The organism is Burkholderia sp. Ac-20349, from assembly GCF_017104865.1.
GTDB classification, from domain to species: Bacteria; Pseudomonadota; Gammaproteobacteria; order Burkholderiales; family Burkholderiaceae; genus Burkholderia; species Burkholderia aenigmatica.
Genome location: NZ_JAAGPM010000040.1, coordinates 24,376 through 39,399, shown reverse-complemented (window position 1 = coordinate 39,399; position 15,024 = coordinate 24,376). Strand labels below are relative to the sequence as shown.

The window sequence follows — 15,024 nt, the reverse complement described above, 5'->3', positions numbered from 1 at the left end:
CAACTGCCCACTTCCACCACGAGAGGAGAGGAACCACCATGAACCGAGCAAGCTTTACCGCGCGTCGTACCGCGCTGGCACTGGCGCTCGCCGTCGTCGGCGCATCGGCAACGGCCGCCGAACTCACGGTCGTCAACTTCGGCGGCGCGAACGGCGACGCGCAGAAGGCCGCGTTCAACCAGCCGTTCGAGAAGGCGACCGGCAACAAGGTCACGGCCGTCGAATACAACGGCGAGCAGGCGAAAGTGAAGGCGATGGTCGAGGCGAAGCACGTCAACTGGGACGTGGTCGAAGTCGAATCGGGCGACCTGAATCGCGGCTGCGACGAAGGGCTGTACGAGAAGCTCGACTGGTCGAAGATCGCGAAGAAGTCCGACCTGATTCCGGAATCGCCGCAGGTATGCGGCGTCGGCTTCTTCGTGTGGTCGACGGCGCTGTCGTACAACGCGGACAAGCTGAAGTCGGCACCGACCGGCTGGGCCGATTTCTGGAACGTGAAGAAATTCCCCGGCAAGCGCGGCATGCGCAAGGGCGCGCGTTATAACCTCGAATTCGCGCTGATGGCCGACGGCGTCGCGCCGAAGGACGTCTACAAGGTGCTGGGCACGAAGGCCGGCCAGGACCGCGCGTTCAAGAAGCTCGACGAGCTGAAGCCGAACATCCAGTGGTGGGAAGCGGGCGCGCAGCCGCCGCAGTTCCTCGTCGCCGGCGACGTCGTGATGTCGACCGCGTACAACGGCCGCATCGACGCCGCGCAGAAGGAAGGCAAGAACCTGAAGGTCGTGTGGAACGGCAGCATCTACGACCTCGACTACTGGGCGATTCCGAAGGGCTCGCCGAACAAGGCGCTGGCCGAGCAGTACATCGCGTACACGCTGACGCCGAAACCGCAGCAGGGCTATGCGCAGCACATCGCGTACGGCCCGGCGAACATCGCGGCGATCAAGTCGCTCGACGCGAAGACGCTCGCGAACCTGCCGAACTCGCCGGCCAACGGCAAGAGCGCGGTGCTGGAAGATATCGGCTTCTGGACCGATCACAGCGACGAGCTCGAGCAGCGTTTCGCCGCATGGGCGACCAAGTAACCGGTCAGGTGTCCTGATGCAACCGGCCGCGCGGCACGTCGATCGTGTCGCGCGGCCTTCCGCTGGATCATGCCCGGCCGGAGAGAACCGTTGAATACGATGACGATCGCGCCTTCCTCGCCGTCGGCGGCCGCGCTCAAGCGCGAGCTGAAGGCCGCCGAAGCCCGCAAGCGCACGATGGCGCTGCTGCTGGTCGCGCCGCTCGCGATATTCCTGCTGCTGATTTTCGTCGTGCCGATCGGCACGCTGCTCACGCGCGCGGTGCAGAACCCGGAGATCGCGACCGCGTTGCCGAATACGGTGGCCGCGCTTTCGGGCTGGGACCGCAAGGCGCCGCCGGCCGACGCCGCGTATGTCGCGCTCGCGGCCGACATGACGAAGGTGGCCGACAGCGAGGCGATGGGTGCGCTCGCACGACGCCTGAACACCGAGATTCCCGGCTATCGCTCGCTCGTCGCGAAGACGGCGCGCGCGATGCCGCTGAAGGGCGACAATGACGCGGCGCTGACACCCGCACAGACGCGCGAGAAAATCGTCGAGCTCGACGCGCGCTGGGGCGATGTCGCGTACTGGCAGTCGATCGCGAAGAACGGCAGCCAGGTGTCGCCGTTCTACCTGCTCGCCGCGCTCGACCACAAGCAGGACGGCTTCGGCCACGTCGTGCAGGCCGATCCCGATCAGTCGATCTATCTCGCGATCTTCGGCCGCACGTTCGTGATCGGCGTTGCCGTCACGCTGTTCGCGCTGCTGCTCGGCTATCCGCTCGCGTACTGGATCTCGACGCTGTCGGAGCGTCGCGCGAACCTCGTGATGATCCTCGTGCTGATTCCGTTCTGGACGTCGGTGCTCGTGCGGGTCGCGGCATGGATCGTGCTGCTGCAGAGCGAAGGGCTCATCAACACCGCACTGATCGGCAGCGGGCTGATCTCGCATCCGCTGACGCTGCTGTTCAACCGCGTCGGCGTGTATATCTCGATGACGCACATCCTGCTGCCGTTCATGATCCTGCCGCTGTACAGCGTGATGAAGTCGATCCCGCCGACCTACCAGCGCGCGGCCGTGTCGCTCGGCAGCCACCCGTTCGCCGCGTTCTGGCGCGTGTACGTGCCGCAGACTTATCCGGGCGTCGGCGCGGGCGCGCTGCTCGTGTTCATCCTCGCGATCGGCTACTACATCACGCCGGCGCTGCTCGGCGGGCCGAACGACCAGATGGTCAGCTACTACGTCGCGTACTTCACGAACGTGACGATCAACTGGGGCATGGCATGCGCGCTCGGCGGGCTGCTGCTCGCGGCGACGCTCGTGCTGTACGCGGTGTACGGGCGCTTCACGCGCACCAACGTGAGCCTCGGCTGAGCGCCGCGCACAACGAAACGGGAAGGGGAATTCGACCATGAAACTCGCCAGGCCGCTGTTCGCGCCGCACATGTCGTTCGTCGAGCGCGCGTGGTACGTCGCGCTGCGCGTGCTCGTCGTGCTGACGCTGCTGTACCTGATCCTGCCGGTGCTCGCGATCGTGCCGCTATCGTTCTCGTCGAGCACGTTCCTCGTCTATCCGATCCCGGGTTTCTCGATGCGCTGGTACGAGAACCTGATCGCGTCGGACGAGTGGCGGATGGCCGCGAAGAACAGCTTCATCGTCGCGCCGTCGGCGACCGTCGTCGCGACGGTGCTCGGCACGCTCGCCGCGATCGGTCTCACGAAGGCCGACTTCCGCGGCAAGGGGCTGCTGATGGCCGTGCTGCTGTCGCCGATGATCGTGCCGGTCGTCGTGGTCGGCGTCGGCATGTACCTGTTCTTCGCGCCGCTCGGGCTCGCGAACACCTACACGGGGCTGATCGCCGCGCACGCGGCGCTCGGCGTGCCGTTCGTCGTGACGACGGTTGCCGCGACGCTGCAGGGCTTCAACCAGAACCTCGTGCGCGCCAGCCTGTCGCTGGGTGCGAATCCGGTGTCGACGTTCTTCCGCGTGACGCTGCCTGTCATTGCGCCGGGCGTGATGTCGGGCGCATTGTTTGCGTTCGCGACGTCGTTCGACGAAGTCGTCGTCACGCTGTTCCTCGCGGGTGCGGACCAGACGACGTTGCCGCGCCAGATGTTCACGGGGATCCGCGAGAACATCAGCCCGACGATCGCTGCGCTCGCAACGATCCTGATCATCTTCTCGACGAGCCTGTTGCTGGCGCTCGAATGGCTGCGCGGACGCAATGCGCGGCGCGCGGTGAGCTGACCCGGCGCCGTCGGGTCTGCGTGCTGCGCCAGCGTTGCCGCGCGTCCTGCGCGGCAACGTGCTTTCTTTCATTTCGCTGACTGATGAGGCGGCGGCCTGCACGTTCGATGCGGCTCTGCAACAATACGGGGCGCGGCGGCGCGCGTTCCGTGCGGTTCGACCGGAACGCCGCCGCGAGTTCAATCCGCGACGCGGCGCAACGCGTCGCTCGTCAGTCGAGCCTCATCTTGTCCGAATTCGCTTCCCCCGCCGGCGCGCATGAGCCGGCCGTCAACTGGCGTGCGATGTCCGCGGTGCTGCTGGCCGTCGCGCTCGCGACGCTCGACACCGCGATCGCGAACACCGCGCTGCCCGCGATCGCCACCGACCTGCATGCGTCGCCGGCCGCGTCCGTGTGGATCATCAACGCCTACCAGCTCGCGATGGTTGCGACGCTGCTGCCGTTCGCGTCGCTCGGCGACATCGTCGGCCACAAGCGCGTGTATATCGCCGGGCTCGCGGTGTTCACGCTTGCGTCGCTCGGCTGTTCGCTCGCGTCGACGCTGCCGATGCTGACGGCCGCGCGGATCGTGCAAGGCTTCGGCGCGAGCGCGATCATGAGCGTCAACGTCGCGCTGATCCGCGGGCTGTTCCCCGCGCACCGGCTCGGGCGCGGCGTCGGCTTCAATGCGCTCGTGGTCGGCGTGTCGTTCGCGGTGGGGCCGACCATCGCATCGCTGATCCTGTCGGTCGCCGCGTGGCCGTGGCTGTTCGCGGTGAACGTGCCGCTCGGCGTGTTCGCGCTTGCGGTGGCGATTCCGTCGCTGCCGCAGACGGCGCGCGGCAAGCATGCGTTCGATCCGGTCGCTGCGTTGTTCAACGTGATCACGTTCGCGTCGCTGATCTTCGCGCTCGGCGAATTCGCGCAGCGCGGGCCGCTTGCCGTCGTGTTCACGATGGCCGCGGTCGCGCTCGTATTCGGCTGGCTGCTGATCCGCCGCCAGGCCGGGCATCCGGCGCCGATGCTGCCGGTCGACCTGTTTCGCCGGCCAGTGTTCACGCTGTCCGCGCTGACCGCCGTGTGCGCGTTCGCCGCGCAGGGGCTCGCGTTCGTGTCGCTGCCGTTCTATTTCGAAACCGTCCTGCATCGCAACGCGGTCGAGACAGGGTTCCTGATGACGCCGTGGTCGGTGATCGTCGCGCTCGCCGCGCCGATCGCGGGCCGGTTGTCGGATCGCTATCCGCCGGGCCTGCTCGGCGCGATCGGTCTTGCGTTGCTGAGCGCGGGCATGGTGTCGCTCGCCGCGTTGCCGGCGGCGCCGGGCGTCGTCGACATCGGCTGGCGGATGATGCTGTGCGGCGCGGGCTTCGGCTTCTTCCAGTCGCCGAACCTGAAGGCGCTGATGTCGAGCGCACCGCCCGAGCGCAGCGGCGGCGCGAGCGGGATCATCGCGACCGCGCGGCTGATCGGGCAGGCGACGGGCGCCGCGCTCGTCGCGCTGTCGTTCGGCATCGCGGGGCGCCACGGACCGACGCTCGCGCTGATGCTCGGTGCCGGCTTCGCCGGGGCCGCGAGCGTCGCGAGCGGGTTGCGGCTCTTTGCGCCGTCGCATCGGGCCGGCGTGCCGGCCGCGTCGGCGCGCGTGAGCGAGCGTGCGACGGAGTAGCGGGTGGCGCGCGGCAGGCCGGTGTGATTGACCGAACGCACGGCCGGGTGCAACGTAGCATTTCATGTCGAAATCGCGAGCACCCATGAATTTGCGCAGCGTTGATCTGAATCTGTTGGTCGCACTCGATGCGTTGCTGACCGAGAAGCATGTGACGCGTGCCGCGACGAAGGTGGGGTTGAGCCAGTCGGCGATGAGCAGCGCGCTGGGGCGTTTGCGAATCCTGATGCACGACGAGTTGCTGATACGCAATGCAACGGGCATGGAGCCGACGCCGCGTGCGCTGGAACTGGAAGCGCCGCTGCGGCAACTGCTTCGCCAGGCAGAGCGGCTCCTCGTGTCGGATGACGCGTTCGATCCGGCCACGACGCCCCGACACTTCCGGCTGCGGATGTCCGACGTGCTCGAATATCTGCTGATGCCGTCGTTGCTCGCGCAGCTCGAACAGGAGGCGCCGGGCGTGACGCTCGACGTGGTGCACCTGTCGCCGGGGCAGACCGTGACCGCGCTCGATGCCGACGATATCGACGTCGCGGTGAGCATGGATCTGGAGCATGCGGGCGCGGTGCAGGCGATGCCGCTGTTCGACGACCGCATGGTCTGCGTGATGGCGCGGGATCATCCGTGTGCCGCTGACGCGTTGACGCTCGACCGGTTCCTTGCTCTGCCGCATCTCAAGGTGTCCATCAGCGCGACCGACGGGCGTTATGTCGATGCCACGCTCGCCGGGATGGGCCGCGCCCGGAACGTGGTGCTCAATGTCCCGCACTGGCTGGTCGTGCCGCATCTGTTGCGCCATTCGTCGATGGTCGCGGTGATGTCCGCGCGCCTGGCCGAACGTTTTGAGGAAGACGGGCTGGTGCTCAAGGCGTTGCCGTTCGAGTCAGCGGGTTTCCAGTGGTCGATGTACTGGCATCGGCGCCACGACGGCGTCCCCGCACAAATCTGGCTGAGGGAGAAGATTCACGAGGCGGCGAAGCCGATGCGGTTGCCCGGCGCGCAGCGCGCGACGGGCTGAACGCAGCCGATGCGTCACGAGCGTGCCCAGCGCGGCAATTGCCGGAGGCAGCTGATGACCGTGCCCGCCAGCGCGAAGGCGCTGCCGGCCCACAACGCGACGATCGGGCCGCCGGCCCCGGAGACGTGAAAACACAGGGCGACCAGCGCCGCACCGAGCGTCTGTCCGAGCAGGCGGGCCGTTGCGACGATGCCGCTGGCGCCGCCGCTGCGCTCGGCCGGCGCGCTGCCCATCAGCGCCTTGAGGTTCGGTGCCTGGAAGAAACCGAATCCGGCGCCGCACATCATCATGCGCCACACGATATCGAGCGTCGACGGCGCGGGCGGCAGCATGGCCAGCGACGCCATGCCGATGCACAGGATGAAGAGGCCGATGGTGCCGAGAATGCCGGCCGTGTATCGGTCGGCCAGGCGTCCGGCAACGGGCGCCATGATGGCCACCACGACGGGCCACGGCGTCATGAGGAAGCCGGTGTCGACCTGACTGTGGCCGAGGCCGGCTTGCAGGAAGAATGGCAGCGACACGAATGCGAGGCCTTGCGTCGCAAACGAGCAAACCGACGTGGCGGCGGAAAGGGAGAAGACCGGCCGCCGAAACAGGTCGGCGGCGAGCAGTGGAGCGGGGTGATGTGCCTGGCGCTTCAGCAGCGCGTAGCCGAATACTGCCGCGACGATCCATTCAGTCATGATCGTCGGCGACAAGCCATCATGCGCAACCGTCCCCAATCCAAGTATCAGCAGTGCGAAGCAACCGGCGCATAACAGCGCAGCGACGACGTCGAAGTCATGCCGGGCGCGATCGGTGATCGGCAGCGTGCGAACCGCCAATGCGACGGAAAGCAGGCCGATGGGAACGTTGATCAGAAACAGCCAGTGCCACGACGTGACCGACAGGATGGCCGACGCCACGGTCGGCCCCACGGTGAACGACACGGCGACGACGAGCGCATTCAACCCGACGCCGCGGCCGAGCAGCCTGGCCGGGTACGCAAAACGAATCAGCGCGGTGTTGACGCTCATGATCGCGGCCGCGCCGACGCCCTGCAACGCACGCGCGGCGGCGAGCGCGGGAAGCGACCCTGCGATGCCGCACGCGAGCGAGCTTGCGGTGAACAGGATCAGCCCGGCGATGTAAATGCGCCGATGGCCGACTATCTCGCCGAGCGACGCAAACGGCAGCAAGGTCGCGACCATCGCAAGCTGATACGCATTGACGACCCAGATCACCGAGGCCGGATCGGCGCCGATGCTGCTGCCGATGGTCGGCAGCGCGGTATTGGTAATGGCCGTATCGAGGTTGGCCATCGCGACCGCGAGCGAGAGGGCGATCAATGCCGCGATTCGCTGTCGCGTCGGCAGGCCATCGTGACGGGGCGGGCTGAGGGGAGGCAGGTGGGTTGTCGACATCGCGGGCAGCGCAGGTTGGGTGAATACCCACTGTCGCATCGGCCTGGCAATTGATCCAACGGATGTTTGTGATGTCGATATTGATGCGGTGGATAGTGGTGTCGCCGTGAATCGATCCGTGTTCATGCGGTCTTCCGCCGGCCGGCGCGCGACCCACCACAGCCACGCGCCGGCCTTCACGCTTCGCTTAGAACCCGCCCGACTTGATCAGCTGGTTGAGGTTCGCAATGTTCAGGCTGCCGAAGCCGGTCGTGTAATCCCAGCCGGTGCCTGCGTTATAGCCATACCCCTGATAGCCGTTGTTCCCCGATACCACGTCGTAGCGCACGAGCGACGGGTTCGACGGAATGTCGGCGTAGAACTTGCCGGCCGGGAAACCGAGGCCCGTGCCGTTCGCTGCGAGCAGGCGCGCCCAGAGGCCCGTGAAGATCGGCGCGGCGAGGCTCGTGCCGCCGATCTGCTGCAACTGGCCGTAGTTGTAGATGTACGCGCCGGTGCTTTGCGCGGCGTCGAACGCGACGTCCGGCAACTGGCGGTTGCTGCCCGACTGCCACGACGGCGCGGGCAGGATCGTGCTGACACCGCCGCCCGTCGCCCACAGCTTGCCGTTCGCATCGAGCCCTTCGTTCCACACCGTCTCGCTCGAGAACGCGCCCGCCGACGTCGTATAGAGCGTCGTGCCGCCGATTGCGAGCACGTGCGGCGATGACGCCGGCCACGACACCGTGTAGTTCGCGCCGTCCGGATAGCCGCGGTTGTTGCACTCGTACACGCCTTCGTCGCCTGACGAAACCGAGAACGTCTGGCCTTGCGCCGCGGCGGTCGTGAAGATCTGTTCCTCGGCGTCGATCGTGCCGTCCGCGTTCGCGTCGGTCTCGCACCAGCCGAGCGACACGTTGATCACCTTCGCGGTGTTGTCCGACACCGCCTGGTTGAACGCCTGCGTGAGCCCCGTGTTGCCGGTGGCGTTGAGGTCCGCCATGTAGAACACGAGCTTGCCGACCTGGCCGCCGGCCGAGCCGACGATCGACTGGCTGTCGAGATCCCATTCGCCCTGGCCGTCCTGGTCGTCGGTGTAGCTGCCGCCCGAGCCGTTGGTCTGGACGGTCTGCGTCGACACCGTGCCGTAGCCGTTGCTCGACGTGAACTGCTTCAGGTCCTGCAGCGTCTGCGACACGCCGCCGATCGTGATGATGCCGACGGTCACGCCGGCCGCGGTCGGCACGCCGGTTGCGTTGTAGAGGCCCGGGAATTCCTTCGGATAGTGGCCGGTTGCGGTGCCGGCCGCGAGCGCCTGCGGCTTCGACACGTTGCCGATGCGCAGCAGCGGCCGCGCGTGCGCGACGCTCTGCAGCCCGAGCACCGAGCCGACGACGTCGCCGAGCGCGCGCGGCACCTGCGCGGTCGACGTGTTGGCGAAGCCCGAGCGGCCCGCGTAGTCGAAGTGTACGAGCGACGTGTTGAAGGCGGTCTTCACCGTGCCGGCCGTGCCGCGTGCGGATACCAGCAACCGGTTCGGTGCGACCTCGACGTTCACGAAGCCGCTCTTGTGCAGATAGTCGACGACCGACTTCACCTGGGCTTCGGTCGGCGCGTAGCTGGCGAGGAACTGCGCATGCGTGAGGTACTGGTGGTAATGCGCGCTGCCCGGCCGGTTCACGTCGCGCGCCAGTTGCTTGAGCTGCGCGGCATTGCGCAGCTTCAGGCTGACGACGACGTTGGTCGTTTCACCGGACGCGAGTTCGAGCGACGGCGCCGCGCTGCGCGCCATCAACTGCGGGCCGGTCAGAAAGGCCTTCGTATGGGTGTCGACCCAGTCCGTCGCCGCATGCGCCGCAGCGGCGGCGAACACGAGCGGTGCCACGCACGCAAGGCGGCGGGGCGACGGCAGGGGCAGGGCAAACCAGGCGTTCCTTTTCATCGGGAGTCCTTTTTAGGAGAGACGACGTTGCTGGAGCCCCCGACCCTTGTGGGATCGCGAGCGGTGACGAGCGTAGGGCGTCGCTGCGGTTCGGGTAGCTGCCAGTTTCCATAGCTGTCAGTTCTGACATCGGCACGGGTGCGCACATGGGCTGCGTCGGACGTGCCGGCGATCGTGGCCGCGGCGAACGGAACCGGTTCGCGACACGAGGGCGCGGCAAGGGGCGACGTTCGCGCGCACGAGTCGTTCGTCGTGGCACCGGAACGTGCGCGATCGCGGAGCGGATCGACCCGTGAACGCATGGCGCGCGACCGGTCGTTGCCGTGTGCCGCGTCGCACTATGTGGTCAAACGAAGCGACACGGCAGGAACGGATTCACGCGTGCACAAAAAAGGGGCCGGTCCAGCGCAAACGTTTCCCGAATTGTGGAACGGTGCTTCCGGCAGTCTTGCAGGCGACTTTCGGATCGCATGCGGCGATGGTGAATTAGAGGAAATGCTCGAATCCGAACGCTGGCGCGCACCGCTGCGGCGGACTGGCAGCCCGCGCGCGATCGCCTGGCATCGTTCGTGAAATTCCGCCTTGACGCGCGTCGATCAGCGGATATGCTTCGATTCATAACCATCGGGTTATGGATTTGGACATGCAGAACGCACACGACATGCTTTTCCGGACGCTTGCCGATCCCACCCGCCGCGCGCTCTTCGAGCGGCTGTGTGCGGACGGCGAGCTGACGGTTGCCGCGCTGACGGCCCATGCGGGCGTCTCGCAGCCCGCCGTCTCGAAGCATCTCGGCGTCCTGAAGCAGGCCGGGCTCGTGATCGACCGTCACGAAGGCCGGCAGACGCACTACAGCGCGCAGCCTCAAGCGCTGGCCCCATTGATCGACTGGACGAGCCAGATGGCCGGCTTCTGGCAGAACCGGTTCGATGCCCTTGAAGATCTTCTGAAAAGGATGGATCAGTAATGAACCAGGCCACCACCGAAACGCGCTCCGTCGTCGTCGACCGGGAGCTGCCTCATCCGCCGGAGAAGATCTGGCGCGCGCTCACGCAACCGCACCTGATCGAGGCGTGGCTGATGAAGAGCGACTTCGAGCCCGTCGCGGGCCGGGCCTTCAGCTTCCGCGCAGACTGGGGTTCGGTCGATTGCAAGGTCCTGACGATCGAGCCGCCGCACGCGTTGTCGTATACGTGGGCCGCTTACGGTCTCGAAAGCGTCGTCACGTGGACGCTTACGCCGACGCCGGCCGGCACGCACCTGCGGATGGAGCAGGTCGGCTTCCGCGCGGACCAGGAGCAGGCGTACCGCGGGGCGCAGCACGGCTGGGTCCGGTTCTTCGACGCGCTCGAACAGGTGCTGGCCCGCCCCGACGAAGGGTCGGAGGCGCGGGCATGAGCACCACGGACCTCACACCGTCGGCGCGTATCGACGCGCTGATCGCCGGCATTGCCGACTGGCGCGGCAAGACGTTCGCCGATCTCCGCCAGACGATCCTCGCGTCCGAGGCGGGCATCGTCGAGGAATGGAAATGGATGGGCAGCCCCGTGTGGGAGTGCGACGGGATGATCGCGGTCGCGAACGCGCACAAGGGCAAGGTGAAGCTGACCTTCATGCACGGCGCGAAGCTGCCCGATCCCGACCAGCTGTTCAACGACGGTCTCGACGGCAACGCGCGGCGCGCGATCGATTTTTTCGAAGGCGACCGGATCGACAAGCGGGCGTTGAAGAACCTCGTACGCGCGGCGATCGACTACAACCGTTCGCATCTGAAGAAGAACGCGCGGGCGGGTGCGGGTGCGAAGGGGCGAAGCAGCAAGGCGGCGTGATGTGGCGCGGCGCCGTTATCGGTCCTTGCGCCGGAAAGTGAACATGGTGCCGCCACAGCAGTCGCCTTGCTGCAAGTAGACGGTGAAGGTTTTGTCAACGACGGCATAGCTGATGGTCACGACGTCCAGGCGGTCGTTGGGCAAATAGCTTCCCGACATCGCCGGAACGAAATCAATCGCGTCGCGGGCGAGCAGGTAGAGATGCTCGTCATGCACCGTCGTGGCAGGCGACAGGGTGTTCAGCGCGTTCTCCGCGGCGCTGTCGTGGGGCTGGCCGATCTCGTACTGCATGCCTGCATCGCGGTACGGGATCGACAGCAGCACCTTGCCCTCGACACTCAGGCGCGTCGCGAGCGCTGGGTCCACGGTGATCGTCATGCTGTCGAGCCGGTGCAGGTCCTCGCGTGTCAGGCTCACGTCCGAGAACTCGCGACGCGCCATTGAGATGACCGATATGTTTGATTTCCATCGGCCTTTCTCGCGCCATGAATCCCACATGCCGTTGGCCCAGCCGGAGCCGGTGATGTTGTCGAGCACGTAAGTGCCGATTGCGTGCGTGAGAATCTCGCGTTTCGAGCCGATGACGATTTCCGACGTCTGATGCGCGTCGACGGGCAAATGCCGGTCGCCACGGGCCGATGCCCAGGTTCCGTCGAGCGTGTTGCCGGTCACCTTGCCTGTGAAGGTGCCGGTGTGTTGACCGCCACTCCCGATCTCCTCCATCGTAAAGGTGCCCGCTGGATCAATCTTGCCGCTCAGCGCGATAACGTTGCGCTTGCCGGCGTAGCGATAGCTTCCCGTCAACTTTCCTTCGATATTCTTGAGATCCATCGTGAACGCATAGCGGTCACCGATCCGGCCTGCAAAGTACTTGTGGAAGTACTGAGTGTCGGCCAGCGCTGTCGTGGCAGTGATCAAGGACAGAAGCACTGCGGCGAGTTGCAGGGCAGGACGGAACATGGGGCGCGGTAGGGGTCGATGGTGGCGCCATTGTGACACGGTGCCCCGAGTCGCGACGTAGCCGGTCCCGCGCGTGGTGCGGCCCATCGGCGGGACGTCGATTCATCCGCGATGACCGCAAAAAAAAGCCCGACACGAGGTCGGGCTTCCAAATCGGCCGCAACCGCCGCGAGGCGGCTGCGGCACCTGCAAAAGCAGGGCGCTTACGCTGCGAGCAGCGAGCGCAGCACGAACGGCAGGATACCTCCGTGCTTGTAGTAGTCGACTTCGATCGGCGTATCGATGCGCAGCAGTACCTGCACGCGCTGCGATTCGCCGTTCTTGCGGTTGATCACGAGCGTAACATCCTGCTGCGGCTTGAAGTCGTCGCCGAGGCCTTCGATGTCGTACGTTTCGTCGCCGGTGATGCCGAGCGACTGGATGCTGTCAGCGCCCTTGAACTGCAGCGGCAGCACGCCCATGCCGACCAGGTTCGAGCGGTGGATGCGCTCGAAGCTGCGTGCGATCACGGCCTTCACGCCGAGCAGTTGCGTGCCCTTCGCCGCCCAGTCGCGCGACGAGCCCGTGCCGTACTCTTCGCCCGCGAACACGACCGTCGGCGTATCCGCACCGACGTACTGCATGGCCGCGTCGTAGATCGACTGCTGTTCGCCGCTCGGCTGGTGGATCGTCAGGCCGCCTTCGACGCGCGTGCCGTCTGCCTTCGCCGGGATCATCAGGTTCTTGATCCGGACGTTCGCGAACGTGCCGCGCATCATCACGTCGTGGTTGCCGCGGCGCGAGCCGTAGCTGTTGAAGTCGGCCTTCTGCACGCCGTTTTCCTTCAGCCACTTGCCTGCCGGCGAGTCTTCCTTGATCGAGCCTGCCGGGCTGATGTGGTCGGTCGTGACCGAGTCACCGAAGATGCCCAGTGCGCGCGCGCCCTTGACCGTCGGGATCGATGCAGCCGGTTCCATCGAGAAGTTGTTGCCGAAGAACGGCGGCTCCGCGATGTACGTCGACTTCGGCCAGTCGTAGACCTGGCCCGTTTCGCCCTCGATCTTGCTCCAGAGGTCGCCCTTCTTGGTCAGGTGCGCGTAGTTCTTCTCGAACTTTTCCGGATCGAGCGCGTACTTGAGCAGCGCATGGATTTCCTCGCTCGACGGCCAGATGTCGCCGAGGTAGATGTCGCGGCCACCCTTGCCCTTGCCGACCGGCTCGGTCATCAGGTCGCGCGTGATGTTGCCGGCGATCGCGTACGCGACGACCAGCGGCGGCGACGCGAGGAAGTTCGCGCGGATGTTCGGGTGGATACGCGCCTCGAAGTTACGGTTGCCCGACAGCACGGCTGCCGCGACGATGTCGTTCTTCGTGATCGCTTCGTTCAGCTCCGGCGTCAGGTCGCCCGCGTTGCCGATACAGGTCGTGCAGCCGTAGGCGGCGAGTTCGAAGCCGAGCTTCGACAGGTAGGGCAGCAGGCCCGTCTTCGTCAGGTACTCGGTGACGATGCGCGATCCCGGCGCGAGCGAGGTCTTGATCTTCGGATCGACCGTGAGGCCGGCCTCGACCGCCTTCTTCGCGAGCAGGCCGGCGGCCAGCAGCACGCTCGGGTTCGACGTGTTCGTGCACGACGTGATCGCGGCGATCAGCACGTCACCGTTCTTCACGTCGACGCCGTTGCTCGTCGTGTATTGCGTGGCCAGATCGTCCGCCTTCTTCGCGAAGCCGTTGTCCGCCACCGGCTTCGAGAACAGGTCGGTGAACGTCGACTTGACGTTGCCGATCTCGATGCGGTCCTGCGGGCGCTTCGGGCCGGCCAGCGACGGGGCGACCGTCGCCAGGTCGAGCGTCACGACCTTCGTGTAGTCGATGTCGCCGGCCTTCGGGATGCCGAACAGCTTCTGCGCCTTGAAGTAGTTTTCGAATGCGGCGATTTCCGCCTTCGTGCGGCCCGTGCCTTCGAAGTAGTCGATCGTCTTTTCGTCGACCGGGAAGAAGCCCATCGTCGCGCCGTATTCCGGCGCCATGTTGCCGATCGTCGCGCGGTCCGGCAGCGATAGCGACTTCGTGCCTTCGCCGAAGAATTCGACGAACTTGCCGACGACCTTCTCCTTGCGCAGCATTTCGGTGATGGTCAGCACCAGGTCGGTGGCCGTCACGCCTTCGATCAGCTTGCCCTTCAGCTCGACGCCGACGACGTCCGGCGTCAGGAAGTACACCGGCTGGCCGAGCATGCCGGCTTCAGCCTCGATGCCGCCCACGCCCCAGCCGACCACGCCGATGCCGTTGATCATCGTCGTGTGGCTGTCCGTGCCGACGAGGGTATCCGGGTAGTACACGGTGTCGCCGCCGTCCGCCTTCTTGTGGACGCCGCGCGCGAGGTATTCGAGGTTCACCTGGTGGACGATGCCGACGCCCGGCGGCACGACCTTGAACGTGTCGAATGCCTGCATGCCCCACTTCATGAACTGGTAGCGCTCGTTGTTGCGCTGGAATTCCAGTTTCATGTTCAGGTCGAGCGCATCCTTCTGGCGGAAGTAGTCGATCTGGACCGAGTGGTCGACGACGAGATCGACCGGGACCAGCGGCTCGATCTTCTTCGGGTTCTTGCCCGTGCGCTCCGCGACGCCGCGCATGGCCGCGATGTCGGCGAGCAGCGGCACGCCCGTGAAGTCCTGCAGCACGACGCGCGACACCACGAACGGAATCTCGTCGACGCGCTTGGCCGTCGGCTTCCAGTTCGCCAGCTGCTCGATGTGCTCTTCGGTGATCTTCTTGCCGTCGTAGTTGCGCAGCACGGACTCGAGCACGATACGGATCGACACCGGCAGGCGTTCGATCTTCGTCTTCAGTTCCTTGCCGAGCTGCGGCAGCGAGTAGAACTTGCCTTTGCCGGAACCGCTGTCGAATTCCTTGAGGGTCTTGTGGAGATTGTGGGCCATGGTGATTT

The 15,024-nt window shown here is 66.1% G+C and carries 12 protein-coding genes; 8 read left to right on the top strand and 4 right to left on the bottom strand.

Going from position 1 to position 15,024, the window contains the following annotated elements; translation table 11 throughout:
• Positions 1-38 precede the first annotated feature (38 nt).
• The 5 genes from G3N61_RS15725 (at position 39) to G3N61_RS15705 (ending at position 5,979) form a co-directional block, all read left to right on the top strand.
• Positions 39-1,085, top strand: coding sequence for an ABC transporter substrate-binding protein (locus G3N61_RS15725; protein WP_043177703.1), 1,047 nt, complete (start codon positions 39-41; stop codon positions 1,083-1,085).
• 99 nt (positions 1,086-1,184) lie between these two features.
• Entirely contained in the window at positions 1,185-2,441 is a 1,257-nt protein-coding gene (locus G3N61_RS15720) for an ABC transporter permease (protein ID WP_205822970.1), read from the top strand.
• A gap of 37 nt (positions 2,442-2,478) precedes the next feature.
• Positions 2,479-3,315 (top strand): ABC transporter permease, encoded by an 837-nt coding sequence (locus G3N61_RS15715; RefSeq protein ID WP_027791109.1) that lies wholly within the window; start codon positions 2,479-2,481, stop codon positions 3,313-3,315.
• 227 nt (positions 3,316-3,542) lie between these two features.
• On the top strand, positions 3,543-4,961 hold the full coding sequence (locus tag G3N61_RS15710; protein ID WP_205822958.1) for an MFS transporter: 1,419 nt from the start codon (positions 3,543-3,545) through the stop codon (positions 4,959-4,961).
• An 85-nt stretch (positions 4,962-5,046) separates the two neighbouring features.
• Complete coding sequence (locus G3N61_RS15705; protein WP_205822956.1) at positions 5,047-5,979, top strand: LysR family transcriptional regulator; 933 nt, start codon at positions 5,047-5,049, stop codon at positions 5,977-5,979.
• Between the two features lie 14 nt (positions 5,980-5,993).
• On the opposite strand, the gene G3N61_RS15700 is transcribed toward G3N61_RS15705, so the two are convergent.
• Together G3N61_RS15700 and G3N61_RS15695 are read right to left on the bottom strand one after the other, a co-directional pair.
• On the bottom strand, positions 5,994-7,385 hold the full coding sequence (locus G3N61_RS15700) for an MFS transporter (RefSeq protein ID WP_205822969.1): 1,392 nt from the start codon (positions 7,383-7,385) through the stop codon (positions 5,994-5,996).
• A 187-nt stretch (positions 7,386-7,572) separates the two neighbouring features.
• Positions 7,573-9,306, bottom strand: coding sequence for a S53 family peptidase (locus tag G3N61_RS15695; protein ID WP_205822955.1), 1,734 nt, complete (start codon positions 9,304-9,306; stop codon positions 7,573-7,575).
• A gap of 643 nt (positions 9,307-9,949) precedes the next feature.
• Here G3N61_RS15695 and G3N61_RS15690 point away from each other — a divergent pair.
• The 3 genes from G3N61_RS15690 to G3N61_RS15680 are packed head-to-tail and all read left to right on the top strand — an operon-like array spanning position 9,950 to position 11,135.
• Positions 9,950-10,273, top strand: coding sequence for a metalloregulator ArsR/SmtB family transcription factor (locus G3N61_RS15690; protein WP_043177689.1), 324 nt, complete (start codon positions 9,950-9,952; stop codon positions 10,271-10,273).
• Positions 10,273-10,704, top strand: a complete 432-nt coding sequence (locus G3N61_RS15685; RefSeq protein ID WP_205822954.1) for an SRPBCC domain-containing protein — start codon at positions 10,273-10,275, stop codon at positions 10,702-10,704. The genes G3N61_RS15690 and G3N61_RS15685 overlap by 1 nt, the downstream gene beginning before the upstream one ends.
• Positions 10,701-11,135, top strand: a complete 435-nt coding sequence (locus G3N61_RS15680; protein ID WP_089453383.1) for a DUF1801 domain-containing protein — start codon at positions 10,701-10,703, stop codon at positions 11,133-11,135. Before G3N61_RS15685 ends, G3N61_RS15680 begins: the two co-directional genes overlap by 4 nt.
• A gap of 15 nt (positions 11,136-11,150) precedes the next feature.
• Here G3N61_RS15680 and G3N61_RS15675 read toward each other — a convergent pair whose 3' ends face one another.
• Together G3N61_RS15675 and acnA are read right to left on the bottom strand one after the other, a co-directional pair.
• Positions 11,151-12,095 (bottom strand): hypothetical protein, encoded by a 945-nt coding sequence (locus tag G3N61_RS15675; RefSeq protein ID WP_089453382.1) that lies wholly within the window; start codon positions 12,093-12,095, stop codon positions 11,151-11,153.
• Positions 12,096-12,298: 203 nt separating this feature from the next.
• Entirely contained in the window at positions 12,299-15,016 is a 2,718-nt protein-coding gene (gene acnA / locus G3N61_RS15670; RefSeq protein ID WP_043177678.1) for an aconitate hydratase AcnA, read from the bottom strand.
• Between the last annotated feature and the right edge of the window lie 8 nt (positions 15,017-15,024).

Excerpts from the sequence above, each read along its gene's own strand:
- G3N61_RS15680 (WP_089453383.1), top strand. The coding sequence starts at position 10,701 with ATGAGCACCACGGACCTCACACCGTCGGCGCGTATCGACGCGCTGATC.
- G3N61_RS15725 (WP_043177703.1), top strand. The coding sequence starts at position 39 with ATGAACCGAGCAAGCTTTACCGCGCGTCGTACCGCGCTGGCACTGGCG.
- G3N61_RS15690 (WP_043177689.1), top strand. The coding sequence starts at position 9,950 with ATGCAGAACGCACACGACATGCTTTTCCGGACGCTTGCCGATCCCACC.
- G3N61_RS15700 (WP_205822969.1), bottom strand. The coding sequence starts at position 7,385 with ATGTCGACAACCCACCTGCCTCCCCTCAGCCCGCCCCGTCACGATGGC.
- G3N61_RS15685 (WP_205822954.1), top strand. The coding sequence starts at position 10,273 with ATGAACCAGGCCACCACCGAAACGCGCTCCGTCGTCGTCGACCGGGAG.
- G3N61_RS15705 (WP_205822956.1), top strand. The coding sequence starts at position 5,047 with ATGAATTTGCGCAGCGTTGATCTGAATCTGTTGGTCGCACTCGATGCG.
- G3N61_RS15715 (WP_027791109.1), top strand. The coding sequence starts at position 2,479 with ATGAAACTCGCCAGGCCGCTGTTCGCGCCGCACATGTCGTTCGTCGAG.
- G3N61_RS15675 (WP_089453382.1), bottom strand. The coding sequence starts at position 12,095 with ATGTTCCGTCCTGCCCTGCAACTCGCCGCAGTGCTTCTGTCCTTGATC.
- acnA (WP_043177678.1), bottom strand. The coding sequence starts at position 15,016 with ATGGCCCACAATCTCCACAAGACCCTCAAGGAATTCGACAGCGGTTCC.
- G3N61_RS15720 (WP_205822970.1), top strand. The coding sequence starts at position 1,185 with ATGACGATCGCGCCTTCCTCGCCGTCGGCGGCCGCGCTCAAGCGCGAG.
- G3N61_RS15695 (WP_205822955.1), bottom strand. The coding sequence starts at position 9,306 with ATGAAAAGGAACGCCTGGTTTGCCCTGCCCCTGCCGTCGCCCCGCCGC.